The sequence below is a fragment of the Vagococcus sp. 211 genome, from assembly GCF_056322705.1.
This window is the reverse complement of sequence record NZ_CM150475.1, coordinates 353,379-376,742: the sequence shown is the minus strand read 5'-3', so window position 1 is coordinate 376,742 and position 23,364 is coordinate 353,379. Positions and strand designations below refer to the sequence as shown.

24 protein-coding genes are annotated in these 23,364 nt (G+C 37.4%); 4 read left to right on the top strand and 20 right to left on the bottom strand.

The features are described from left to right. Window positions 1–36 precede the first annotated feature (36 nt). Both ACVWM0_RS01925 and ACVWM0_RS01920 read left to right on the top strand, forming a co-directional pair. The gene (locus tag ACVWM0_RS01925) at window positions 37–468 is read left to right on the top strand and encodes a GNAT family N-acetyltransferase (RefSeq protein ID WP_476472970.1); all 432 of its coding nucleotides are present in this window, start codon (window positions 37–39) and stop codon (window positions 466–468) included. Between the two features lie 51 nt (window positions 469–519). Then, complete coding sequence (locus ACVWM0_RS01920; RefSeq protein ID WP_476472969.1) at window positions 520–1,029, top strand: MepB family protein; 510 nt, start codon at window positions 520–522, stop codon at window positions 1,027–1,029. 26 nt (window positions 1,030–1,055) lie between these two features. On the opposite strand, the gene argS is transcribed toward ACVWM0_RS01920, so the two are convergent. The 6 genes from argS to nagA form a co-directional block, all read right to left on the bottom strand. Beyond that, on the bottom strand, window positions 1,056–2,750 hold the full coding sequence (argS, locus tag ACVWM0_RS01915) for an arginine--tRNA ligase (RefSeq protein ID WP_476472968.1): 1,695 nt from the start codon (window positions 2,748–2,750) through the stop codon (window positions 1,056–1,058). A 304-nt stretch (window positions 2,751–3,054) separates the two neighbouring features. After that, window positions 3,055–3,534 (bottom strand): arginine repressor, encoded by a 480-nt coding sequence (locus tag ACVWM0_RS01910; RefSeq protein WP_476472967.1) that lies wholly within the window; start codon window positions 3,532–3,534, stop codon window positions 3,055–3,057. A 113-nt stretch (window positions 3,535–3,647) separates the two neighbouring features. Beyond that, complete coding sequence (locus ACVWM0_RS01905) at window positions 3,648–4,055, bottom strand: GNAT family N-acetyltransferase (RefSeq protein ID WP_476472966.1); 408 nt, start codon at window positions 4,053–4,055, stop codon at window positions 3,648–3,650. Further along, window positions 4,042–4,596: a ClbS/DfsB family four-helix bundle protein gene (locus ACVWM0_RS01900; RefSeq protein WP_476472965.1), complete on the bottom strand. Its 555-nt coding sequence runs from the start codon at window positions 4,594–4,596 to the stop codon at window positions 4,042–4,044. Before ACVWM0_RS01900 ends, ACVWM0_RS01905 begins: the two co-directional genes overlap by 14 nt. 55 nt (window positions 4,597–4,651) lie before the next feature. Further along, window positions 4,652–5,743, bottom strand: coding sequence for a M24 family metallopeptidase (locus tag ACVWM0_RS01895; protein WP_476472964.1), 1,092 nt, complete (start codon window positions 5,741–5,743; stop codon window positions 4,652–4,654). Between the two features lie 57 nt (window positions 5,744–5,800). Beyond that, entirely contained in the window at window positions 5,801–6,952 is a 1,152-nt protein-coding gene (gene nagA, locus ACVWM0_RS01890; protein ID WP_476472963.1) for an N-acetylglucosamine-6-phosphate deacetylase, read from the bottom strand. A 241-nt stretch (window positions 6,953–7,193) separates the two neighbouring features. Here nagA and ACVWM0_RS01885 point away from each other — a divergent pair, with 241 nt between their 5' ends. Next, on the top strand, window positions 7,194–7,373 hold the full coding sequence (locus ACVWM0_RS01885) for a DUF2187 domain-containing protein (protein WP_476472962.1): 180 nt from the start codon (window positions 7,194–7,196) through the stop codon (window positions 7,371–7,373). 39 nt (window positions 7,374–7,412) lie between these two features. Here the strand turns inward: ACVWM0_RS01885 and ACVWM0_RS01880 are convergent, their stop codons facing one another. The 6 genes from ACVWM0_RS01880 to ACVWM0_RS01855 form a co-directional block, all read right to left on the bottom strand. Further along, window positions 7,413–8,630 (bottom strand): pyridoxal phosphate-dependent aminotransferase, encoded by a 1,218-nt coding sequence (locus ACVWM0_RS01880; RefSeq protein ID WP_476472961.1) that lies wholly within the window; start codon window positions 8,628–8,630, stop codon window positions 7,413–7,415. 110 nt (window positions 8,631–8,740) lie between these two features. After that, window positions 8,741–9,424 carry an ABC transporter permease gene (locus ACVWM0_RS01875; protein ID WP_476472960.1) on the bottom strand — a complete coding sequence of 228 codons (684 nt, stop codon included), beginning with the start codon at window positions 9,422–9,424 and terminating at the stop codon, window positions 8,741–8,743. After that, complete coding sequence (locus tag ACVWM0_RS01870) at window positions 9,424–10,353, bottom strand: osmoprotectant ABC transporter substrate-binding protein (RefSeq protein WP_476472959.1); 930 nt, start codon at window positions 10,351–10,353, stop codon at window positions 9,424–9,426. The genes ACVWM0_RS01875 and ACVWM0_RS01870 overlap by 1 nt, the downstream gene beginning before the upstream one ends. After that, window positions 10,350–10,988 (bottom strand): ABC transporter permease, encoded by a 639-nt coding sequence (locus ACVWM0_RS01865; RefSeq protein WP_476472958.1) that lies wholly within the window; start codon window positions 10,986–10,988, stop codon window positions 10,350–10,352. Before ACVWM0_RS01865 ends, ACVWM0_RS01870 begins: the two co-directional genes overlap by 4 nt. Continuing rightward, window positions 10,988–12,175: a betaine/proline/choline family ABC transporter ATP-binding protein gene (locus ACVWM0_RS01860; protein WP_476472957.1), complete on the bottom strand. Its 1,188-nt coding sequence runs from the start codon at window positions 12,173–12,175 to the stop codon at window positions 10,988–10,990. Before ACVWM0_RS01860 ends, ACVWM0_RS01865 begins: the two co-directional genes overlap by 1 nt. Window positions 12,176–12,279: 104 nt before the next feature. Then, a complete protein-coding gene (locus ACVWM0_RS01855) occupies window positions 12,280–13,005 on the bottom strand; it encodes an acyl-[acyl-carrier-protein] thioesterase (RefSeq protein WP_476472956.1) in 726 nt (241 codons plus the stop codon). Between the two features lie 168 nt (window positions 13,006–13,173). On the opposite strand from ACVWM0_RS01855, the gene zwf reads away from it, so the two are divergent. Continuing rightward, on the top strand, window positions 13,174–14,703 hold the full coding sequence (zwf, locus tag ACVWM0_RS01850) for a glucose-6-phosphate dehydrogenase (protein WP_476472955.1): 1,530 nt from the start codon (window positions 13,174–13,176) through the stop codon (window positions 14,701–14,703). A gap of 43 nt (window positions 14,704–14,746) precedes the next feature. Here the strand turns inward: zwf and ACVWM0_RS01845 are convergent, their stop codons facing one another. From ACVWM0_RS01845 to ftsZ, 8 genes are all read right to left on the bottom strand, one after another. Continuing rightward, complete coding sequence (locus ACVWM0_RS01845) at window positions 14,747–15,628, bottom strand: NADP-dependent oxidoreductase (protein ID WP_476473636.1); 882 nt, start codon at window positions 15,626–15,628, stop codon at window positions 14,747–14,749. Between the two features lie 197 nt (window positions 15,629–15,825). Next, window positions 15,826–18,612, bottom strand: a complete 2,787-nt coding sequence (ileS, locus tag ACVWM0_RS01840) for an isoleucine--tRNA ligase (RefSeq protein WP_476472954.1) — start codon at window positions 18,610–18,612, stop codon at window positions 15,826–15,828. Between the two features lie 269 nt (window positions 18,613–18,881). Further along, entirely contained in the window at window positions 18,882–19,664 is a 783-nt protein-coding gene (locus ACVWM0_RS01835) for a DivIVA domain-containing protein (RefSeq protein ID WP_476472953.1), read from the bottom strand. Window positions 19,665–19,680: 16 nt separating this feature from the next. Then, window positions 19,681–20,463 (bottom strand): YlmH family RNA-binding protein, encoded by a 783-nt coding sequence (locus ACVWM0_RS01830; RefSeq protein ID WP_476472952.1) that lies wholly within the window; start codon window positions 20,461–20,463, stop codon window positions 19,681–19,683. Between the two features lie 19 nt (window positions 20,464–20,482). Then, a complete protein-coding gene (locus ACVWM0_RS01825) occupies window positions 20,483–20,755 on the bottom strand; it encodes a YggT family protein (protein ID WP_476473635.1) in 273 nt (90 codons plus the stop codon). A gap of 20 nt (window positions 20,756–20,775) precedes the next feature. Beyond that, entirely contained in the window at window positions 20,776–21,357 is a 582-nt protein-coding gene (locus ACVWM0_RS01820) for a cell division protein SepF (protein WP_476472951.1), read from the bottom strand. 25 nt (window positions 21,358–21,382) lie between these two features. Next, entirely contained in the window at window positions 21,383–22,069 is a 687-nt protein-coding gene (locus ACVWM0_RS01815; protein WP_476472950.1) for a YggS family pyridoxal phosphate-dependent enzyme, read from the bottom strand. A 15-nt stretch (window positions 22,070–22,084) separates the two neighbouring features. Further along, window positions 22,085–23,350: a cell division protein FtsZ gene (gene ftsZ / locus ACVWM0_RS01810; protein ID WP_476472949.1), complete on the bottom strand. Its 1,266-nt coding sequence runs from the start codon at window positions 23,348–23,350 to the stop codon at window positions 22,085–22,087. Between the last annotated feature and the right edge of the window lie 14 nt (window positions 23,351–23,364).

The following is a 23,364-nucleotide window of genomic DNA, read 5'->3' as shown; positions in this document are numbered from 1 at the left end:
GACTCACTAGAACACCACTGAAAGGATGATACCCTCATGATAAAAAAAGTAACACCATTAAAAGAACCGGAATTAACACAACTTTGTGACCTATGGCTTGATACCAATAAACAAGCACATGATTTTATCCCCGCCACCTACTGGCAACATAATTACGAGCTTGTTAAGGGCTTATTCCCTCAAGCTCAGATTTATGGGTACTATGAAGAAGGCTCTCTTATTGCCTTTATCGGACTAATAGAGACTTATATTGCAGGTATTTTTGTCCATCCAAAGAGGCAAGGGGATGGGATTGGAACACAATTGCTTGACGTCGCTCAGCAAGAGGCTACGACATTATCTCTCCATGTCTACAAACAAAATAAACAAGCTCTTGCCTTCTATCTTTCTAAAGGCTTTATTATAGCTGAAGAAAGCGTGGATGAGGCAACAGGTGAAGCCGAGTATTTAATGACTTGGCATTCTTAATAAAAAAGCTATCTGTCACAGGATAGCTTTTTTCATTGAAAAGGAGGACATATGATGACCAACAAAAGCCTCACTCTTTTAGCTTCTTATTTAGAAACATGCCAACTCCCACCAATCAAAGAGGTGCAACATGAAGACCAAAATGCTGAATACGAAGGAGTGAGCTTTCAACTTCAGCAACATTCCTTTAGAAGTCGTTTGGCAAAAAAAACACCCACTAAAAAAGGCTATTTTGTTGTCTTTTGGGAAAAAGATGAATCAAACACTAATCAAGCCTTTTCTTATCAAAATAGCCCTGATAGCTTGTTGGTCTTTGTTATAGATGGTGAATTAGAAGGGGTATTTACTTTTCCAAAAGAGGTATTACGACAGCAAGGCATTCTTCAAACAGACTCACAAAAAGGAAAGATGGGCATGCGGGTTTATCCTTCCTGGGTAACAGACTTAAATCCTTCTGCTCAAAAGACTCAGAACTGGCAAACTCTCTACTTTACTGAGACTGCCTCAGACTGGTCTCACTCCCCACTTTATGAAGTATTACTAAACACAAAAAAAGGATAACCCAACTTGGGGTTATCCTTTTTTAATTACATCATATCTGGTGATTCTACGCCGAGTAAACGTAAACCTTCTTTGATAACAACTGATACAGAGTAAACAAGAGCAAGGCGTGCTTCTCTTTGCTCGTCTTCAGCTAAAATCTTATGTTTAGAATAGTATTTGTTGAATTTTTGAGCTAAATCAATTAAATATTTAGCAATAACTGATGGTTCATATTTACGTGACGCTTCCACAATTTTTTCTGGGAAGATGTTTAACACTTTAATAATTTCCCATGAATCTTCATCGTTTAAAGCAAGAGTAGGTAAGTCAGAAGGAACCGTCCATTCTGCTTTTCTTAAAATACTTTCACAACGAGAACGAGTGTATTGAACGTAAGGACCTGTTTCTCCTTCAAATTGGATGATTTCATCTAAGTTAAAATCAAAACTATTCATACGATCATTTTTCAAATCGTGGAACACAACAGCACCAACACCTACTTGATGAGCTACCTCGTCTTTGTTTTCTAAGGTTGGGTTTTTAGCTGTGATTTGTTCTTTGGTCGCGTTGATTGCCTCGTTTAATACCTCTTCAAGTAAAATAACATTTCCTTTACGAGTTGATAATTTCTTACCACCTGATGTGATTAAACCAAAAGGAATGTGATGAATGTTATCTGACCAATCATAACCCATTTCTTTTAGAACCGCTTTTAATTGTTTAAAGTGAATCGATTGCTCGTTCCCTACAACATATAACGCTTCTTTAAAGTCATAATTATTAATTCTGTAAATAGCAGCGGCTAGGTCACGCGTGATATATAACGTTGCCCCATCTGATTTACGAATTAATGCTGGATTTAGGTCATATTTTTCTAAACTAACAATGTCAGCTCCTTGATCCGATACAAGTAAGTCTTTTTCTTCTAATAATTGGATAACTTCATCCATTTTATCGTTATAGAAGGCTTCCCCGTTATAAGAATCAAACTCAATGCCCAACATTTTATAGATTTTTTTGAATTCTTGTAATGATTCGTCTTTGAACCATGTCCATAATTCTGTGGCTTCTTCGTCCCCGTCTTCTAATTTCTTGAACCAAGCACGACCTTCGTCTTCTAACTCAGGTGTTTCTTCTGCTTCTGTATGGAAACGAACGTATAATTTTAATAATTCTTGAATCGGTTCAGCTTGGACTTTTTCTTCAGAACCCCATTTTTTATAAGCAACAATTAACTTACCAAACTGCGTGCCCCAATCACCTACGTGATTGATACGAATTGGGTTGTAACCAATTTTTTCAACGATTTCAGCTAATGAGTTACCAATAACTGTTGAACGTAAATGTCCCATTGACATTGGTTTAGCAATGTTTGGTGATGATAAATCGATAGGAATGTTTCCACCTTGGCCTAAGTCTGCGTCTCCGTAATGTTCTTTTTCTGTCACAATTGTTGTTAAGACACTATTGCTGATGTCTTCTTTTTTCAAGAAGAAGTTAATATAACCATTCACTGCGACTAAGTTTTCATAATGATCCGTTGGAAGCTGTGTTATTAACTCCTCAGCAATCATTTTTGGTGCTTTTCTGAATACTTTAGCTAATGAAAATGTTGGAAAAGCAAAGTCTCCGTGTGAACTTACTTTTGGTACTTCTAATGCTTGATAGATATCTTCTGCGTTTAAATGTTCTCCGACAACGCTTTGTAAATCTGCAACGATTTGTTGTTTGTTATCCATGTTGTTTCCCCTCTCAATGTTTAAAAATGAATACAAAAAGCCTCTTATGAATAATCATAAGAGACGAATTTAATAATTAATCCGCGGTACCACTCTTGTTGTTGATAACCTCAACCACTTTACCTATATCTATATGTCTGAAAATAGAGGCGTTTCCTTTTAGTCATTGTCCTGGCTTTCACTATCCCAGGTTCGCTTCTCTCAATGGTGTCACCAACAAGTACTTAATCTATTCACCGTATTATAACAAATCTCACTTTGTAATTCTAGTTAAAAAAGACGGACTTATGTCTTTCCTTCCTTTTTACCCATGAACTAAAAATTGTGTTAAGTAGTCATTAATATGTGTCGCATCTTCTTTTGTCTTAGATAAAATGAGAACCGTATCGTCTCCAGCCAAACAGCCAACAATTTCCGTCACGTCTTCTCGGATATTATCAATCAATACCCCTATTACTTGACCATTTCCTGGTAAAACATTTAACAAATTGATAAACTCAATTTGAGTCAAAGAAACAGCGGAATCTTCCAAAGCATGTTTTAGTCGTTCTTCATCCGAACGAATTTTTGTTGGTCGACTACCTTGCGCCAGTATTCTATAGCATACTTGACCGTCACTATTAGGACTTTTTACGATATTTAATTCTCTAATATCTCTAGAAATCGTCGCTTGTGTCACAAGAACTCCTTCATTAATCAATAACTCAATCAAATCACTTTGTTTGGTTATTTGATTTTCATCAATTATTCGTTTGATAATGGCATGCCTTTGATTTTTATCCATCCTTAGTCTCCTCCTCTTGTTATCCAGTACCTTTACATAAATTGACAATACCATTTAACGAATCATAAGTAAATAAGTAAGATAACAAATCATTTTTATCTGGCTATTTCCTTTTAGTACTCTCTATAAAACGATACAATACCACCTTGATCACAAGAGACAAACCCATTTTTTTCATAGAAATGTCTCACCAATGGGGCATCCTCTGTTAAGAGTACTTTTTGTCTGATGCCCTTGTAAACCGCTAATGTTTTAGTCATCAATCTCTCTCCAACACCTTGCTGTTGGTACGTTGGATTGACTAAAAGGTCCTGAATATAAATAATCGTTTCCCCGTCACCAATGACTCTGATTAATCCAATCAACCGTTCGTCATCCCATGCCGTTAAGACATAGAGAGACCGACTGATACCTCGACATAACGTTGCCATATCATTAGTGTACGTTACCCATCCCACGCTATTGTACAGTCCTTCGATTTGATCCGAGGCAATGCTAATATTTTCTTTATACAGAATCATTTGCTTTTTTTACACTCCTTTTATGAGCCTTTATTTTTTTCATGGCCCACTGATAGTGACTGGTAGTTGATGACGTACAATAACTTGCCACGCTAGTCGTTCCAGTCCATGTAAAATACGCTTTAGTTACTAAGGCTTCTTCTTCAAAACCATCAATTAACGCCATCGTTCGTCGATGCGTCCATTCTAACTGTTCTTTGATTTCTTCAAAAGAGACCCCTTGGCACTCTTCCCAGAGGCATTGATTCATCTCTGCGTAATTTTTCCAAGTATAGGGAGCGGGTAAGAAAGGACGAGACTTTCCCTGTTGGTTATCCTCTAGCCACCGGATTAAGAGGCGTTGCCATTCTAATACATGAGCAAGAACATCTCGTGTGTTTTTGTCTCTCTGCCAGTGTGCTTCTTTTTTATTAGGTTGATCTGTAAAATCAAAGGGCGTCTCTTCTTCCAATGGAGATAACCCCTCAATCAGCGTAAGCAAAGCATCAAAGTCCTCATTACTTTGCGTTAGTATCTCTTGCTTTGTCTTTGGTCGTGCCATTTTATCACTCCTTATAAAAATAGAGGACACTCTGACAGTATCCTCTTAATCTTTTTTAACCTAGTAATGTCAATTCTTTTGGATAGTGATTCAATACATCACAACCCTCTTCCGTCACAAGTACTAAGTCTTCAATCCTCACGCCAACTTCTCCTGGTAAATAAATGCCTGGTTCAATAGAAAAAATCATTCCTGGCTCTACGGTATCATGGTTAATACCTGACACATCTCCTGCTTCATGGCACTCAATACCAATAAAGTGACCCGTACGGTGAGTAAAATAATCACCGTATCCTTTTTCAGTGATGTAATCACGTGCAGCTGCATCAATTGCGCTTAATTTAACCCCTGGTTTTACCATGGCAATCGCACGTAAATTGGCTTCTAAGACCGTTTCATATACGTCACGGCTCTTGTCAGAGACTTCTTTATAGAAAAAGGTACGTGTCATATCTGAACAGTAGCCATTTTTCACGCCACCAATATCAACAATGATACTGTCTCCTACTTTAACTGTAGAATCGTCATTCTCATGATGCGGGTCTGCCCCATTAGCTCCATAAGCTACGATTGGATCAAAGGAAAAGCCTGAATTACCTTGCTCATGATAGAGTTTAGCTAATTCTTTTGTCATCTCTTCTTCTGTTAGTTCCTCAACAACTTTAGCAGCAATATGTCCCATTACTGTATCGTTGTCTAAGGACACCTCTTTCATCTTAGCTATTTCATCCGCATTTTTAACTGCTCTTAATTCATCTGTAATTTTTGACCCTATATTAAAATGTGACAAAGGTTGTTTTACACGGTTCATTAAATCTAGTAAGAAATGCGCTGCCCAGTGTTTATCCACGCCAATGGTTACGGTTGGATCAAGTTGTTCTACTAAAATACCCATTCCCATTCCCTCATCAGTGTCATCAACAGAAACAATTGGCATACCCACTTCTTCTTCTTTGACAGGAAACAGACGATTAATCACAGCAACATGATTGCCATCTTCTTTTAGTACCAACGTGACTAACCTCTCACCTGGCTCAATCATTTTCCCTGTTAAATAAAAAATAGTCGCCGGATCAGATACCAATAACTGGCCTTGCTGACGTTTTACCATTTCTTCTACCACTCGATTCACACGTTTTTCATACATACTTACTACCTCCTAATAAAAAAAGAAGAGGAAAACTCTTCTTTTTGTGTATTTATTCTATTGTACTTGATAACGACATTCTCCGTCTAGGTATGTTGCTTCTAAATCTAAATCTTTTGATAAGACAATAAAGTCTGCAGCACGGCCGTCTTTAATGCTACCGCACACGTCATCTATTTTACAACTAACAGCAGGAACTAAGGTTGCCATCATAATCGCTTCTTCTGGTGTAGCAATATCCCAATCCACTACATTTTTAATGGCTTCTTTTAATTTCAAGATACTTCCTGCTAAGTTACCTTCCATCATCCGCGCTGTCCCGTCTTTTACAACAACTGGGAATTCGCCTAACATGTACTCACCATCAGGCATTCCTCCAGCCATCATACAATCCGTAATCAATGCCACATGGTCATGTCCTGTTTTTTCCATTAATACGCTAGCGGCTTTTGGATGAACATGGTGCCCATCACAAATCAGCTCAGAGAAAACATTTTGAAGTGTCATTGCCGCTCCAACCATCCCAGGTTCCCGGTGATTAAGCCCACGCATACCATTGAACGTATGAACAAAGACGCTTGCTCCTGATTCTACAGCTGCCGTCGCTTCTTCAAGAGTACCGTTGCTATGTCCTAGAGCGACAACCACACCTTGGTTCGTGACTTCTTTAATAAAGTCTCGAGAACCTTCTCTCTCAGGCGCCATAGCAATTTTTTTGATGTTGTTACCAGACGCTTCTTGCCACTCGTTGAAAACCTCTAGGCTTGGATCTGAGAAATACCCTGGATTTTGAGCCCCTTTGTATTCTTCTGTAAAGAACGGTCCTTCAAAGTAAATGCCTTGAATTTTAGCCCCTTTTACATCATCCTTAACTTTTCCAATAGTGGTTGCCACTTTTGTTAGCTGTTCTCTACTTGAGGTTAAAGTCGTCGGTAAAAAAGACGTCACACCACAAGATAACAACCCTTCTGACATCGCTTTTATTCCTTCAGCATCATTATCCATCACATCATGATTCATAAAGCCATGAATGTGTGTGTCCACTAAACCTGGCGCTATCCATTTGCCTGTATGATCAATAATGGTTACCTCTCCTGTTGGGCGACTTCTTTGCACGTTACCAAAGACACCGTTAGTAATATCTAAATAACCAGCTTGTGCGACACCTGAATGTAAAAAGAACTTATCTGCGTAAACAAATGTTTTCATTGTCATAACTTCTTTCTGTATAAGATTTATGTTAAAATTATCACTGTTTTCCCTTTTAGTCAAGAATTGGACTATACATCTATCCAGAATATTATAGAACTCTTTTAATAATAGTGGTTATAAAATAGGATAAAACACATTTTTATATACCATCTGACAACATTTCATGCTATAATCATCCCAAGGTATTTTTTTGATAAATAACTATCACAAATTGTACAAAAATAGGAGTGTTTTTGATATGGACGAAATGAATCGGGTCACATTTATATGGAACGAACAACCGTTTGAAGGAATCATCGAAAAAGTATATGAAAACGCTGTATTAATTGTAGTTAACAACCCTAGCGATGAATTAGCAGATAAGTATCTAGGCAGAGTGGTTGTAAGTAAAAAACAATGCACTGCTCTTGTGTCATAAAAAATGAGCCGACGCCTGTTAAAGACGTCGACTCATTTTTTATTTTTGTTTGTATGTCCTTAAAAATTGTTCTAAACTTGTCGTCATGGTTTGTAGTTCCTTCACTTCAGGTAAATAAACCACTCTAAAATGATCTGGCGTATTCATGTTAAACCCTTTACCATGAACAAGTAATACATGATGTTCATGTAAAAAGTCTAAGACAAATTGTTCATCATCGGTGATATTGAACCGTGCCACATCAATTTTAGGGAAAATATAAAAGGCCGCTTTTGGTTTTTTCACGCTAATCCCAGGAATATCATTTAGGGCATTCGTGATGAATTCACGTTGCTCATAAATCCGACCACCAGGTAATAATAATTCATCCACACTTTGATGACCTCCTAGTGCTGTTTGAATAATTTGTTGGGATAATACATTGGAACATAAACGCATAGAAGCTAACATGTTCAAGCCTTCTATGTAATCTTGGACGTATTTTTTTTCACCACTAATAATCATCCAACCGCAACGGAAACCAGCCACACGATGGGATTTAGATAAACCGTTAAATGTAATGACACAAACATCCGGTGCTAAAGAAGCCAGTGATATGTGCTCTAAGCCATCCATAACTAAACGATCGTAAATTTCATCAGCATAAATGATTAACTGATGCTCTCTCGCAACCTCAACGATTTCTTCTAGTAATTCTTTCGGATACAATGCTCCCGTGGGATTATTTGGGTTAATCACCACAATCCCCTTCGTTCTAGGAGTAATTTTATTTCTAATGTCTGCAATATCTGGGTACCATTCTGCTTCTTCATCACAAATATAATGAACCGCACGTCCGCCAGACAGAGTCACCGCCGCTGTCCACAAAGGATAATCTGGCATTGGAACCAACACTTCGTCCCCATCATCTATTAAGCCTTGCATAGACATAGTAATTAATTCACTGACACCATTTCCTGTATAAATATCCTCTACCCCAACATTTGGAAAGCCCTTTAACTGACAATACTGTTGAATGGCTTTACGGGCTGAAAAAATCCCCTTAGAATCAGAATATCCTTCAGAATCTCTGGCATTCGTAATTAAATCATGAATAATTTCATTGGGGGCTTTAAACCCAAAAGATGCAGGATTCCCTGTATTTAGCTTCAAAATATCAATGCCTCTTGCTGCCATCTTATCTGCTTCTTCTAACACAGGACCTCGTACATCATAGCTTACATAATCTAATTTACTGGATTTTTTAAAATATCTCATGGTGTGACCTCCTCAATTTCCATAAAAAAACTTGCATTTCATTTTTTAAAAGTACACCTTTTAAGCATGAAATGCAAGATATTTATGTATTTGTAGACAATATTTAAGCTTTAGTTACTTGATGAGTTTGCTACTTTTGACATCTTAGAACTAGGATCAAGTCTTCGTTCGACAATCCCCAGTAACCAGTCCGTAATAATCGCCATTAACGCTGTAGGCAAGGCACCTACTAAGATAATCGCCGTGCCATCTGTGGCATTGGTACCCCTGATAATGATATCTCCCAGACCACCCGCTCCAACAAAGGAACCGATCGCTGTAATACCTATTGCTACGACTAACGCATTTCTAATTCCCGCCATGATAACAGAAACCGATAAAGGAAGTTCAATCATCCATAAGCGTTGTCCTTTTGTCATCCCCATGCCTTTTCCAGCATCAAGGACGGTATTGTCAACCTGAATCATTCCTGTATAAGTATTAGAAATAATCGGCAGTAATGAATATAAAAAGACAGTGAATATCACGGTATTGACCCCTAAACCTAACCCTAGCATTAAAATAGAAACCATTGCTAAAGAAGGAATCGTTTGAATCACATTGGCCGCCCCAATCACCCATCCAGATAAATGGCGGTGTTTGGCAATCAAAATACCAATAGGAATACCAACAATTGCCGCAAATAGTACACCATACGCTGAAATCAAGAAATGACGAATGAATTGATTTAAGACGTAGCCACTATTGTGTTGTAAATAATACATCATTTGTTCGAGCACGTTTAAATTTTCCATTAATTGTCATCTCCTTCAAAAAAATTATGATCTCTTAAAAATTGTTTCGCCACGTTTTCTGGCTCCAGTAAGTTATTATCTGCTTGATAATTTAATTGTTGCATCGTGTCTGTATCAATTTTTCCAGATAGTTTTTCTAGAATGGGTTTTAATTCTGGCTTAGCTTCTATCAGTTGATCACTCATCACAATGCTTGCATCATAAGGTGGGAAAAATTGAAGATCGTCTTCTAAAATGACCAAATCATAACTGGAAATTCGACCATCTGTTGAATAACCTAATACCACATCCATTTTATTCGCTGCAACAGCATCATATACTAAACCAATCTGCATAGGATAGACTTTCTTGAAGTCCACATTATACGTATCAGAAAATGCTTTGTAGCCATCTCCATCCCGGTTCATCCAAGAAGTATCCACTCCCGCTGTTAATTCCCCTGGGACTTTTTTCAAATCACTGATTTTTTTTAAATCATAAGTCTCTGCTGTTTCTTTTGAGACCATAAATGCATAGGTATTAGCAAAACCATAAGAGGGTAACCACTCTTGGTTAAATCGTTCTTTAAATTCTTTTGATACAATCTCGAATGCTTTGTCAGGTTCCTTCTCAGGTGGTAAATTTAACGTGCCGCTTAAGTCAGTTCCTGTGTAACGTCCGGCAGATATGTTAATGTCTTTATTCACCATGGCGTTATGAGCCACCGTACTGGTTCCTAGATTATTGATCATGACAACCTGCTCATCTGTGTAATGCTCAATCATTCCTTTGACCATGTTAGCCAGGATTTGATTCTCACTGGTTGACATAGAGCCAATTGAAATGGTTTCTTCTCCCTTGCTTGTGCCTCCTAAGCCTGGGAAACTACACCCACTTAGCAGGAACACACTGGTTAAGGCGATAACGGTTAATTTTTTAATGTGTTTCATGAAGACAACTCCCCCTTCTTAATCGGTGATAGTTTCTTCTCTAACAGACCAAGTAAAAAATCACTTAATAAAGCTAAGGCGATAACAGGTAAGGTGCCTCCGATAATTAATTCAGGTTTGTATAGGTTTAGACCACCAAAAATCATGTCACCTAAACCACCCCCACCAATATAAGAAGCAAGTGTTGCCCAAGCAATGACATACACCGCAGCTAAACGAATCCCACGCATAATGGTAGGGATTGCCAATGGAAATTCTACCATTTTAACCTGCTCAAAACTGGTCATCCCCATCCCTTTCGCCGCATCTACTAAGTTCTTATCCACATTTTTAACCCCTAAATAGGTGTTTCTAAGAATCGGTAATAAGGAATAGATAAAAAGTGCCACAACAGCTGTCTTTTTACCAACACCAAAAAGAGGGATAAACATCGTCAGTAAGGCCAGAGATGGAATGGTTTGTAGTAAACTTGCCAGTCCAATCACAAAACTTGCCGTCTTTTTTGTTCTCGTTAAAGCAATACCTAAGGGAACAGCTACAATGATGCCTAATATTAAAGCAATAGACGATATATACAAATGTTCTACTGTTTTCGTTACGAGTTCATTGCCATGTTCTTGCAAGAATTGATTCATTACGCCCCCTCCTGTTCTTTTTCAGGTGAGTCAGAACCAGCATCACTGGTTACGGCTAACATACCATCTTCTTCTCCCCAGATTGTTTCATAGACCATGTCTACAAGAGATGACCGTGTGATAATCCCTTCTAAGCGTTTTTGCTCATCCACAACAGGAACATATTTCAGTCCACGTTTTAAGATTTTTTGGATAGCATCTCGTAACAGAGAAGTTTTTCTAACAAAGAACACTTCTGGGTTCAATACATCCCCAACACTTGTTGCAATACCTCGCTTGTCATTGATGATTTCAACATCAATGTATCCTTTTAAGATACCACGTCCATCAACAACTAACAGTGTATCCACTCGTTTTTCTCTCATCAAACGAATCGCTTCTGACAACGATTTCTCTGGTGTAATAGAGATGGCTTTAAGTGTCGCTACTTCCGCAACGGTAATATAATCTTGTTGACTATGAATTAAACGGTCCTCTCCTATCAACTCTTTAACAAAATCGTTTGCTGGGGCTTTTAGAATATTTTCTGGTGTGTCACATTGCACGACTTTTCCATGACTCATGACCACAATTTTTGTGGCTAATTTAAGAGCCTCATCCATATCATGGGTAACAAACACGATTGTTTTCCCCATTTTCTCTTGCAATTCTTTGACAAAATCTTGTAAGGCATCTCTTGTAATCGGATCTAGAGCTCCAAAAGGCTCATCCATTAAAATAATGTCTTGATCTGCTGCTAAAGCTCTGACAACACCAATTCGTTGCTGTTGCCCTCCTGATAATTCACTTGGGTAACGGTCTAGCATATCTTCTGGAAGTTCAACCAATTTAATCATGCGCTCTGCAATTTCTGCTCGTTCATTTTCTGGCCACTTCATTAACTTAGGTACCAAAGAGATATTCTCTCTAATCGTCATGTGAGGCAATAACCCAATATTTTGAATAACATAACCAATGCTTCGTCTTAACTCTACAGGGTTCATGTCTTGATTACTTTTACCATTAATGAGTATTTTTCCTGAAGTTGGTTCAATCATGCGATTAATCATCCTCATGGCAGTGGTTTTACCACTCCCACTGGTTCCAATAAAACAAATAAATTCACCGGCTTCAAACTTAACAGTCATATCTGATACTGCTTTTTTATTGCCTTTGTAGACTTTTGTTACATTTTGAAATTCTATCATTTTGTCATCTCCTCTTCAAAAGTTTACTATTTAATCATGCACGATATCTCCTTTTTTTGCAAATAATCCAAATAAAAAAAGAATAAAAGGACGGTATCATCCCTTTATTCTCTCCATGTAATATTAGCTTCTGCACAAATATCTTCGTTCACTTTTATTTGATGTCTAGATACACGATTGTCTCTCTCTACTAGACTATGAACGCTCTCTCCGTATCGTACTTCTTTGTTAAATTTGATACTCACTTGTTCGGGTTCATGAGTACTTAAATAGTCATACCCCAATACATCCATCATCCATCCTAAATAAACAGAATTATTGACATGCTGATTGTCATCTATGTCTAAATAACGCACTTTATATTCTCCCTCTAACTCAGGAGTTTCTAGACTCGCTATTTTTTCAGAACGAATAATTCGCTTGATTTTTTCTGACTCAAAAGGTGCGACAACTTCGTCCGCGACATGCCCCATTTTTCTCTCTTTCATATCCATCAAAGCGAAAGTCGACTTCATATGGACACATTCATCTCCCGATACATCATGAATCCAGAAATGGCGGTAACAGAAGTACTTATTGTAACTCACCGCTTCTGTTGTAATTTGAACCTCTTCACCTGCTTTTGGTAACCGGTTAATATACATGTCATGTTGCGTAATAATCCATCCTAAGCCTAATGAATGAATCTTGTCATCCGTTACTCCCAAAGCACGACTTTGGTCACCGGATACTTTGATCATCATTCGTACCATACTTGGTAATGTTTGATTTCCTACCACATCACAATCATAACGCGCTATTTGAAATAATTCTGTGTGTTTTTTTGCCATACGTGTTCACTCCTTCGTTCCTTATCGATTATAGCACAAGTTAACATTTTGCCTAGTGATTGAAGTATCCTTTCCTCTCAATTTAAATGATTGCTTTGTTTCCTCTTTATCAGTAAAATAAGTATAATCATTCTTATTAATTTTTCGGGACAGAAAGTAGGCAATTTCATGACAACTGAAACAAAAGCTTTGTTTATCATATTTGGAGGAACGGGAGATTTAGCAAAACGAAAACTATACCCTTCTCTATTTAGACTTTTTAGAAAAGGAAACCTCCAAGAGCATTTTGCGGTGATTGGAACAGCTAGACGTGAGTGGTCAGATGACTATTACCGTGAAGTTGTTGGAGAGTCTATCGCATCTCTTCAACCAACTATTAAGGAGCTAGAAACCTTTACTAGTCACTTTTATTATCAAGCTCACAATGTTAACAATACGGAAGAATACCAGCTATTAGGGAAGTTGGCAGACCAATTAGATGAGACGTATCAATTAAATGGTAATCGTCTCTTCTACCTAGCGATGGCTCCTAATTTCTTTGGTACGATCGCACATCACATCCAATCAGAAAACATTTTGACTGATAATGGGTTTAATCGCTTAATCATCGAAAAACCCTTTGGAACAGATTATCATACTGCAAAAGAATTAAATGATTCTATTGCAAGTGTCTTTGATGAAAATCAAATTTTCCGTATTGACCACTATCTTGGGAAAGAAATGATTCAAAACATTTCAGCTGTTCGTTTTGGTAATAATATTTTTGAGTCACTGTGGAATCATAAGTACATCGATAACATTCAAATTTCTTTATCAGAAGACCTAGGTGTTGAAGAACGTGGAGGCTATTACGATGAGAGTGGTGCGTTGAAAGACATGGTCCAAAACCATATCTTACAAGTAGTCGCTTTACTAGCAATGGAACCCCCTACTGTCTTTTCTGAAGAATCGATTCGTGCGGAAAAAATCAATGCACTTAAGTCCATTCGTTTATATAAAGAACAGGAAATCGATGCTTCCTTTGTTCGTGGACAATACACTCATGGTTCTTTAGGTAATCGCAACATGGTTGGCTATAAAGAAGAACCAGGTGTCAGTCCTGAATCTTCAACGGAAACCTTCGTAGCAGGTAAATTCATGATTGATAACTTTAGATGGGCAGGTGTCCCTTTCTATGTAAGAACTGGGAAACGTATGACAGAAAAAGGGACGCGTATTCACATCGTCTTCAAATCAACTCCTATCAATGTTTTCCGTAATATCATGGTTGAAGCTGAAGCACAAGAAGCCCTACCTGAAAACATTCTAACTATTTATATCCAGCCTACAGAAGGCTTTTCATTAACACTAAATGGAAAAGAAATGGGAAGTGGTTTCCATATTGATCCAGTAAAATTAGACTATCGTCATTCAGCCGATCATATTGACAACAGTCCAGAAGCCTATGAAAAACTTATTCTTGACTGTTTAAACGGAGATGCGACAAACTTTACACACTGGGATGAAGTCGCAAATTCTTGGAAAATTGTGGATGTTGTTCGTAAAAAATGGGACAAAGATGCTGATAAGCCCGTTCCTCAATATTCAGCCGGGACAATGGGACCAAAAGAAGCCTTCGACCTTCTAAGTAATGATGGTCGTCAATGGGTTTGGTCACCTGATGACTGGTACAAAGAACAAGGATTACTTAATGGATAAACAAAAATACCTTAAGCTCTCTAAAAGAGCTTAAGGTATTTTTTTAATCATTTACCACAACAATTTTTCCTACAGCATGATGGGTTTCACTTAAAGCATGCGCGTTATAAATACCTTCTTGAGTCAATGGGAATGTCGCTCCTATAATACTTCTTAATGAACCTGCTTCCATTAAATCAATTAACTCTTTTAATTGCTCACCATTTGGTTGTAACCAAATCGCACTCGCTTCTATGTCAGCCTCTGCTATGGTTTCTTCATCAGCTAATCCTACAATACTTACTAAACGTCCTCCTGGTTTTAAGGTTTTAATGCTATTTAATTGGACTTCTCCTCCCATAGTATCTAGGACAACATCCACATTTGTAACGACCTCATCAAAAGCCACCTGATGATAATCAATCACCTCATCTGCACCTAATTCTTTTAATAATTCATGATTTTTTTCACTCGCAGTGGTGTAAACATAAGCATTTTTTGCTTTAGCCAATTGGATAGCATACATGCCCACACCGCCAGCTCCTGCATGAATTAAGACCTTCTGACCTTCTTCAAGTTTACCATGGTCAAATAGTCCCTGATAAGCAGTTAAACCTGCTAGAGGTAACGCAGCGGCGTCTGAGTAGCTAATCTTCTCTGGTTTAAACGTTGCTAAAGACGCATCTACGATGGTTACATCTGCATAAGTACCAAATCGTGTTGTAGCAGGTCTTGATACAATCCGATCCCCTACTTTAAACCCTTGAACCTTGCTTCCAATCTCCTCTACCACTCCTGCAACATCCCATCCTAATGTGATTGGGAAGGTCCATGGCATCATTTGTTGTAAGTAACCTTCTCTGACTTTCCAATCTATCGGATTAATCGAGGTTGCTTTTACTCGTACTAATAATTGATTGTCTCCTAACTCAGGTAACTCCACCATCGCTTCTTCTAAATTCTCTTTGCCACCATAGGCATTAATCACGACTGCTCTTGTTTTCAACTAGCTCACTCCATTCATTTTTCTCACCCTGAGTGTAGTCTCTTTTTTAGGTTCTCACCATTATTTTGCTTGTAGCTTTTTACACTTACTGAAAGTAAGAAGAAAAAGCAGACGAATTATCGTCTGCTTTCATTGGTTTATTCTAGTCCTTCTGTCAACGCTTCTGGGAAGTTTTCTTCCACAATCGTTGCACAACGGTCACATAGCGTATCTAATCCTTTATGGCTACCAACATCTTCTTTAATCGCACGACATCTTTGACATGTTTCGCCTGACGCTTGCTCAATAAGAATTGCCACATCATCAAAAGTCACAGCGTCTGCTGACACTTCATCCGTTTTTGTAGCCACTTTAAAGTCTGACACGATTAAAATTTGTGCCAGGTTAGCATTTAAACCAATCAATAATGTACGAACCACATCTGATGGGTAGACAGTCACGCTGGCTTCAAATGATTTACCAATTAATTTAGCATTACGTGCTTCTTCTAACGCTTTTAGTACTTTATCTCTAAAGTCCATGAAGTTAGCCCATAAGTCTAAAATCTCTTCTTGGTCTGGGTATACTGTATAACCAGGTAACTCAGCAAGTTGAACGTATTCCTCTTCTTCTTGTAAGTGTGACCAAATTTCTTCTGCTGTATGAGGTAATACTGGTGTCATTAATTTAGTTAAGTTCACTAATATCTCGTAGAACACTGTTTGCATACAACGACGATCGTGATTGTCTTCTGCCTCAATGTATACCACATCTTTAGCAAAATCCAAATAAAACGCTGATAAATCATTCGTACAAAAGTTAACTAAACTCTTATACACTGTTGAGAATGAGTATTTATCATAACCTTTTTCACGAATTGTTTTAATTTCTTGATTCAAACGAACCATCATGTATTTATCAACTGAACGTAAGTCTTCGTAAGCAACCTTATCTTCTGTTGCCTTAAAGTCTGACGTATTGGCTAATAGGAAACGCATAGTGTTTCTAATTTTACGATAAATTTCTGAGATTTGAGTCAGAGTATTCATGTCAACACGAACATCTGATTCATAATCCACACTGGCTACCCATAAACGTAAAATATCAGCACCCATTTGGTTAATGACTTTACCAGGTTCAATCGTATTACCTAATGATTTACTTTGTTTACGACCTTGTGGATCTAAAGTAAAGCCTTGAGATAAGACTGATTTATAAGGAGCCACTCCGTTGATAGCCACACTTGTTGTAATACTTGAATTAAACCAACCACGGTATTGATCAGAGCCTTCTAAGTATAAATCAGCCGGGAAGGATAAATCATCACGTTGTTTTAACACCGCTTCATGAGATGATCCTGAATCAAACCAAACATCCATGATGTCATTTTCTTTTGTAAATTCCCCATTTGGACTGCTTTCATGAGTAAAGCCTTCTGGTAATAACTCTTTCGCTTCACGCTCAAACCATACTTTAGAACCATGTTCAGCAAATAAATTAGCTGTATGTTCAATCGTTTCTGGTGTAATGATTGGTTCACCGTTTTCACCGTAGAAAATAGGCAATGGTACACCCCAAGCACGTTGACGTGAGATTACCCAATCTCCACGGTCTCTTACCATGTTATAAAGACGTGTTTCGCCCCATGGAATCACCCAATCTACTTTTTTAATTTCTTCTAAAATGTTATCTCTGAATTTATCGATTGACGCAAACCATTGTGGTGTTGCACGGTAAATAACTGGTTTTTTAGTTCTCCAGTCATGTGGGTAACTATGTGTAAAGAATTCTAATTTTAATAAATGACCCTTCTCTGTTAATAAATCTGTGATCATTGGGTTTGCTTTATCGTAGAAAATCCCTTCAAATCCAGGTGCTTCTTCTGTATAAATACCGCGTCCATCCACAGGTGAAATAACATCAATGCCATACTTACGACAAACAAAATAGTCATCCTCACCATGTCCAGGTGCTGTATGAACAAGTCCTGTACCAGCATCTAATGTCACATGATCTCCTAAAATTAATTGTGAATCACGGTCGTAGAATGGATGTTGTGCAATCATGCCTTCCATGTCAGAACCTTTTAATTCTTTGATAACTGTCACATCTTCCCAACCAATCGCTGTTGAGACTGTTTCAAGTAAGTCTTTAGCTACAACGTATTTTTCATTGTTTGTTTCCACTACAACATAAGTGTAATCAGCATTAACTGTAATTGCTAAGTTTGCTGGCAATGTCCAAGGCGTTGTTGTCCAAATAACAAATTTCATGTCTGACTCTAATAGACCTTTGCCTTCTTTCACATCAAATGATACGTAAATAGAAGGTGATTTAACATCTTGATATTCAATCTCTGCTTCAGCTAGTGATGATTCACTTGATGGAGACCAGTAGATTGGTTTTAACCCTTTGTAAATGTAGCCTTTTTCAGCCATTTTACCAAACACACGGATTTGAGCTGCTTCGTAATCAGGAGTCAAGGTAATATAAGGATTTTCCCAATCTCCAGCGACACCTAAACGTTTAAAGTCTTCACGTTGTGTGTTGACTTGACTCATTGCATAGTCTTCACATTGTTGTAGGTACTCTGCACGTGGCATTTCTTTACGTTTTACCCCTTTTTTAGTTAACACTTGCTCGATTGGTAAACCGTGAGTATCCCAACCAGGAACATAAGGTGATCTAAATCCTGACATTGATTTCGAACGAACGATAATGTCTTTACTAATTTTATTTAACGCATGGCCTAAATGGATATTTCCGTTAGCATAAGGAGGGCCATCGTGTAAAATAAAGGTTGGTTTACCTTCATTTAATTCTTGACGTTTCTCATAAATTTTTTGTTCTTCCCAGTCTTTTTGCCATTCAACTTCTCTAACTGGTAAGTTTCCTCTCATTGGAAAACCTGTTTTACCTAAATGTAACGTTTCTTTTGTTTTCATCTAATATCCCTTCCTTAGACATAATTTATATAAATAAAAAAAGCCCCTCCCTATAAAAGGGACGAAGCTTTCGTGTTACCACCCAAATTTAAACCACATCATACTAGTGTGATTTTTCTCTCTTTTGATAACGGTAACTCTACCGGAATAGCCTACTTGTCGTTCAGCTATTCATTAAAACAAAGGATCTAATCACGATTAAGGGTCTACTAGGTTCTCACTCTCCCTAGCTCACTAAAAGAATTCATCGGATTTTTCTGTTTTGTTTATTATTTTACTCTATTACGATTTTGACGTTCTGGACGTGCTTTTTTCGATGTGTCTGCTTGTTTGGCTTCTGGTGTTTGTCCTTGAGTGACCTCAACTTTAACATCCGGAATAACCACTTCTCTTGTTTGGTTGAATTCTGGTTGAGTGTTTACAGCAACGCTTGTTTGCTCTTCTTTAGCTCCACCATTAGCTGCTTCTACCGCTTCTAATACTTCTTTAAAAGCTGTATGGCTGCTATCAACATAAGCTCCAAATGGTTTTAATAAATCATCCCATTCTTCGCTTTTCACAATTTGTAATTGTGATTCTAATAAGACAGATAAGTTTCTGTGGAACACACGTGTTTTTTTCTTCAAATCGTCTGTTTCAACAGCCAATTCACGAGCGCGTTCACTTGCTTCAACTAAAATTTGGTTCGCTTTAGTTGTTGCTCCTGTGATTAATTCTTCTGACATTTTGTTAGCATGAGCTAAAATATCTTCAGATTGGGCTTGTGCTTGTTGAATCGTTAAATCAGATTCTTTTGATGCGTTTTCTTTCAATTTATCAGCCGTATCTTGGGCAACAATAATTGATTGGTTTAATGAGTCTTTTAACTCATTAAAGTAGCTTAATTTTTCATTAGCGTATTTTACTTTTTTATCTAGTTCACGATTTTCTTGAACTTGTTTTTCAAGTTCTAAAGCGATTTGATCTAAGAAATCATCTACTTCATCCCGATCGTATCCTTTAAATTTTGTATTAAAACTTTTGTTTGTAATATCTATTGGTTTAATTGACATTCTTGCACCTCTTACGTTACTTTCTTAAAATCCGGTAATTTAATCGGATTTTATCTTTTTTAGTTTTGCCTTCCATGTCCAATATTTGGACCCGACCCAAACCTCTAACTGACATAATATCTAAGTATTCTAAAACAAAATCAGGACGTTCTGTTTCCGTCCAGTTTATTTTAACTTTCTTAGATTCTACTATTACTTTTGCTCTCTGTCTAGAGATATTATATACCGTACTAATGATATTATCAATTCTTAAGGAACTCACCGTCGTTGATTCTGTTACCCATTCTTCAATTGGCACCAGTAAATCTTGCAGTGCTTTCTTTTCAAATCTCACACCAAAAGAGCTAATCTTATCTATCTGACTCGTAGCATAATTAGATATGGAACGCTTTAACAATACTTGCCAACGTTCGCCATCAGTAATAATGTCCCCAATAAACTCTCTTTTTAAACCAGTACTCATTAACGTTCCTAATATTTGTCCATGACTCAAATTAGCAAATTTGGTAGGGTAATGAATCTCATAAAGATCCACTTCATAATCCTCTTCCTTCACTTCATAATAATCTGGATAAATAATAGCACATGTTCTTTCAGCATCCTTAAACCCACCAAAGTGTGCGTATTTAATATCGTCTCGTTTTCCAATCAATGTAGATAGGATAAATGCTTCACGAGGATTTAAAAATTCCGTCACTACAGGGGCATACATCGTTTCAACTTGGTCCAGCCAATTTAAAACTATATCAATAAAAGGATGCTCGTCCTTGCGAAAATGTTGATACACATTAGCCTGCAAAAAACTCACACCCTTTCTTTTATATGTTCATAAACATTAATTTACTTAGAATTAATACCAATCCTTGACTTGATAATTGCAAGAAAAAGATGGCTGCAATGACAGTAAAATTAATCGGTCCAATGTTTAAGTTCAGTCGATCAAAAATCCCTAAATAAGGTTCACTAATCTTCACTATAAACTGACCTACCTTACTATCATAAGCACCTGGAAACCAGGACATTAACGCGTATATTACTAGTACAAATGTATAAATATCGACTAGCTTATAAATTAAATTAATTAACAAGATTAACAAAATAGCTCACGTCCTTAATAATCCGCCAAATGAGTTGCAATCAAACTTTGCGCAACGCCTGAATCAATATCCACATTCGCAGGTGTACAAATAAAAATTTCTTCACCAATACGTTGAATATCTCCATCTACAGCGTAAACTGCGCCTGTTACAAAATCAACGACACGTCTTGCTTGTAACTCTTCCATAGCTGAAAAAGTAATAATCACGATTTCTTTACGGAATAGCCCTTGAGCAATCAATTTACAATCTGTGTATTCTCTAGGTTCGAACACAGTTATTTTTCTATGAACTCGTCTATTTTCAACTTGTTTAAAATTATTTTTATCTGTGGTTGTTTGATATTGATTCATATCCACCACTTTTTTATTTGTGTACTGATTAAAAGATGGTTGAGCAGGTTCTTTTTGAGTGTCGACATTGCTAACATTAGTATTACTACTTTCGTTAACAGGAGGATGCGATTCATATTGATTTGTCGTGATTTTTTCTTCCGTTATAGAAGGCTCAAAATTATCAACCGGCTCATCAAAATGATACTCTGTATCATTTGTTTCATCCAAACCAAAAAAACTTTTTACTTTGAATAAATTCATGCCCATACCCACCTCTTTCTTTATTTTATTGATTAAAAAAACGTGACCCCACTCTAATGAACGTTGCTCCAGATTGAATGGCTAGCTGATAATCCCCACTCATTCCCATACTTAATTCAGTACAAGGTGCGTAAGAATAGTCTGTACTAGCTATTTCTCTTTGTAACTTTTTCAAGTGACAAAAATAGGCGCTCAGTTCTTTTTCATGGGCATCATAGGGTGCCATTGTCATTAAGCCTACAACCTCAATATTCGTCAATGGTTCTAATTGCAATATGAATTGATCTAATTCATCTGGATGTACTCCTTGTTTGCTCTCTTCTCCTGACACGTTCACTTGGACAAAACACTTGATTTTCTTGGTTGCTCTTTTGTGAATTTCTTCAGCTAAAGACAGCGTATCTAAAGCGTGAAAATAATCAATCTCATTAATAACAGATTTTACTTTTCGACGCTGTAGGTGGCCAATGTAATGCCAAGTAATATTCGGATTGTGACCTAATGCTTCTTTTTTATGTAAGAATGGCTCCATACGATTTTCAGCAAGATGTAATATACCTAAATCAACCACTTGTTGTGTTGTCTCTACATCTACTGATTTACTGACGCAGATTAATTGCACATCAGCTCGTGACCGTTGACTTTGGTCACAAGCTGTCTGAATGTTTTTTTCAATTAGTTTTATATTCTGCTCAAGGGTCGATTTAAGCATGTCTGTTTACACCTCTTATTTTTTTCTTCTGAAGAAAGGTGGTGTACTTAACTCATCTTCATCATCTGATGACGTATCTACGTCATGGTTAAATGCATCAAAGTCTTTCTTTTCAGTCGCGTCAAAATCATTTGTTTCAACAACGTTTCTTGTATTTGGCTCACGTCGGATATCCCAGTCGCCAAACGCGCTATTAGCTGTTTGTTGATTTGATGATGGTGCTACTTCTGGCTCAACCACTTCTCTTGTTGGTGCTTGTGGTCTTGCTTGTCGTTGTACCATTCCTTGAGTAGAAGATGTTCCTCTTGCAGGACGTTCTCTTTTACCTGGATCAATTCCTGTTGCAATAACCGTTACAATAATTTCGTCGCCTAGTTGATCATTAACAGATGTACCTAAGATGATATTCACATCGCCACCTGTTGCACTTGCAACGATTTCTGAAGCATCTTGTGCTTCAAATAATGTCATATCTAAGCCACCAGTAATGTTTAACAATACTTGTTCAGCACCTTCAATAGATGTTTCAAGTAATGGTGAGGCAATCGCTTTACGCGTTGCTTCGATTACTCGATCTTCGCCATTAGCCACACCGATACCCATTAAAGCAGTACCTTGGTCTTCCATCACTGTCTTAACATCAGCGAAGTCTAAGTTGACATATCCTGGTGATGTAATTAAATCTGAGATACCTTGAACGCCTTGACGTAACACATTGTCAGCTTCTCTGAATGCTTCCATCATTGGCGTACGTTTATCAACGATTTCTAATAATCGGTTATTAGAAATAATCACTAATGTATCCACATTTTCTTTTAAGTTAGAAATACCTTCTGCTGCAAAACGGCTACGTTTTGGTCCTTCAAAACTGAATGGACGTGTTACAACACCTACTGTTAAAGCACCTTGTGCTTTAGCAATACCTGCAACAACTGGTGCAGCACCTGTACCGGTACCTCCACCCATTCCAGCTGTAATAAAGACTAAGTCAGCACCTTTTAATGCTTCTGCTAAAAATTCTTCACTTTCATCTGCGGCTTTTTGACCAACTTCTGGTAAAGAACCTGCTCCTAAACCTTTAGTAAATTTAGGTCCTAATTGAATCACTGTTTCAGCTTTAGAATGTTGTAATGCTTGAACGTCTGTGTTCGCCACGATGAATTCCACGCCTTTAACGCCTTCATCGATCATACGGTTAACAGCATTTCCACCAGCACCACCAACACCAATAACTTTAATAACTGCTCCAGTGTTAACTGTGTTATCTAAAGAAAATTCCATTGTTCGTTTCCTCC

What these genes read in the sequence shown, in the direction of transcription:
- ACVWM0_RS01925 (WP_476472970.1), top strand. Translation starts at nt 37, where the DNA reads ATGATAAAAAAAGTAACACCATTAAAAGAACCGGAATTAACACAACTT.
- ACVWM0_RS01920 (WP_476472969.1), top strand. Translation starts at nt 520, where the DNA reads ATGATGACCAACAAAAGCCTCACTCTTTTAGCTTCTTATTTAGAAACA.
- argS (WP_476472968.1), bottom strand. Translation starts at nt 2,750, where the DNA reads ATGGATAACAAACAACAAATCGTTGCAGATTTACAAAGCGTTGTCGGA.
- ACVWM0_RS01910 (WP_476472967.1), bottom strand. Translation starts at nt 3,534, where the DNA reads ATGGATAAAAATCAAAGGCATGCCATTATCAAACGAATAATTGATGAA.
- ACVWM0_RS01905 (WP_476472966.1), bottom strand. Translation starts at nt 4,055, where the DNA reads ATGATTCTGTATAAAGAAAATATTAGCATTGCCTCGGATCAAATCGAA.
- ACVWM0_RS01900 (WP_476472965.1), bottom strand. Translation starts at nt 4,596, where the DNA reads ATGGCACGACCAAAGACAAAGCAAGAGATACTAACGCAAAGTAATGAG.
- ACVWM0_RS01895 (WP_476472964.1), bottom strand. Translation starts at nt 5,743, where the DNA reads ATGTATGAAAAACGTGTGAATCGAGTGGTAGAAGAAATGGTAAAACGT.
- nagA (WP_476472963.1), bottom strand. Translation starts at nt 6,952, where the DNA reads ATGAAAACATTTGTTTACGCAGATAAGTTCTTTTTACATTCAGGTGTC.
- ACVWM0_RS01885 (WP_476472962.1), top strand. Translation starts at nt 7,194, where the DNA reads ATGGACGAAATGAATCGGGTCACATTTATATGGAACGAACAACCGTTT.
- ACVWM0_RS01880 (WP_476472961.1), bottom strand. Translation starts at nt 8,630, where the DNA reads ATGAGATATTTTAAAAAATCCAGTAAATTAGATTATGTAAGCTATGAT.
- ACVWM0_RS01875 (WP_476472960.1), bottom strand. Translation starts at nt 9,424, where the DNA reads ATGGAAAATTTAAACGTGCTCGAACAAATGATGTATTATTTACAACAC.
- ACVWM0_RS01870 (WP_476472959.1), bottom strand. Translation starts at nt 10,353, where the DNA reads ATGAAACACATTAAAAAATTAACCGTTATCGCCTTAACCAGTGTGTTC.
- ACVWM0_RS01865 (WP_476472958.1), bottom strand. Translation starts at nt 10,988, where the DNA reads ATGAATCAATTCTTGCAAGAACATGGCAATGAACTCGTAACGAAAACA.
- ACVWM0_RS01860 (WP_476472957.1), bottom strand. Translation starts at nt 12,175, where the DNA reads ATGATAGAATTTCAAAATGTAACAAAAGTCTACAAAGGCAATAAAAAA.
- ACVWM0_RS01855 (WP_476472956.1), bottom strand. Translation starts at nt 13,005, where the DNA reads ATGGCAAAAAAACACACAGAATTATTTCAAATAGCGCGTTATGATTGT.
- zwf (WP_476472955.1), top strand. Translation starts at nt 13,174, where the DNA reads ATGACAACTGAAACAAAAGCTTTGTTTATCATATTTGGAGGAACGGGA.
- ACVWM0_RS01845 (WP_476473636.1), bottom strand. Translation starts at nt 15,628, where the DNA reads ATGGTGGAGTTACCTGAGTTAGGAGACAATCAATTATTAGTACGAGTA.
- ileS (WP_476472954.1), bottom strand. Translation starts at nt 18,612, where the DNA reads ATGAAAACAAAAGAAACGTTACATTTAGGTAAAACAGGTTTTCCAATG.
- ACVWM0_RS01835 (WP_476472953.1), bottom strand. Translation starts at nt 19,664, where the DNA reads ATGTCAATTAAACCAATAGATATTACAAACAAAAGTTTTAATACAAAA.
- ACVWM0_RS01820 (WP_476472951.1), bottom strand. Translation starts at nt 21,357, where the DNA reads ATGAATTTATTCAAAGTAAAAAGTTTTTTTGGTTTGGATGAAACAAAT.
- ACVWM0_RS01815 (WP_476472950.1), bottom strand. Translation starts at nt 22,069, where the DNA reads ATGCTTAAATCGACCCTTGAGCAGAATATAAAACTAATTGAAAAAAAC.
- ftsZ (WP_476472949.1), bottom strand. Translation starts at nt 23,350, where the DNA reads ATGGAATTTTCTTTAGATAACACAGTTAACACTGGAGCAGTTATTAAA.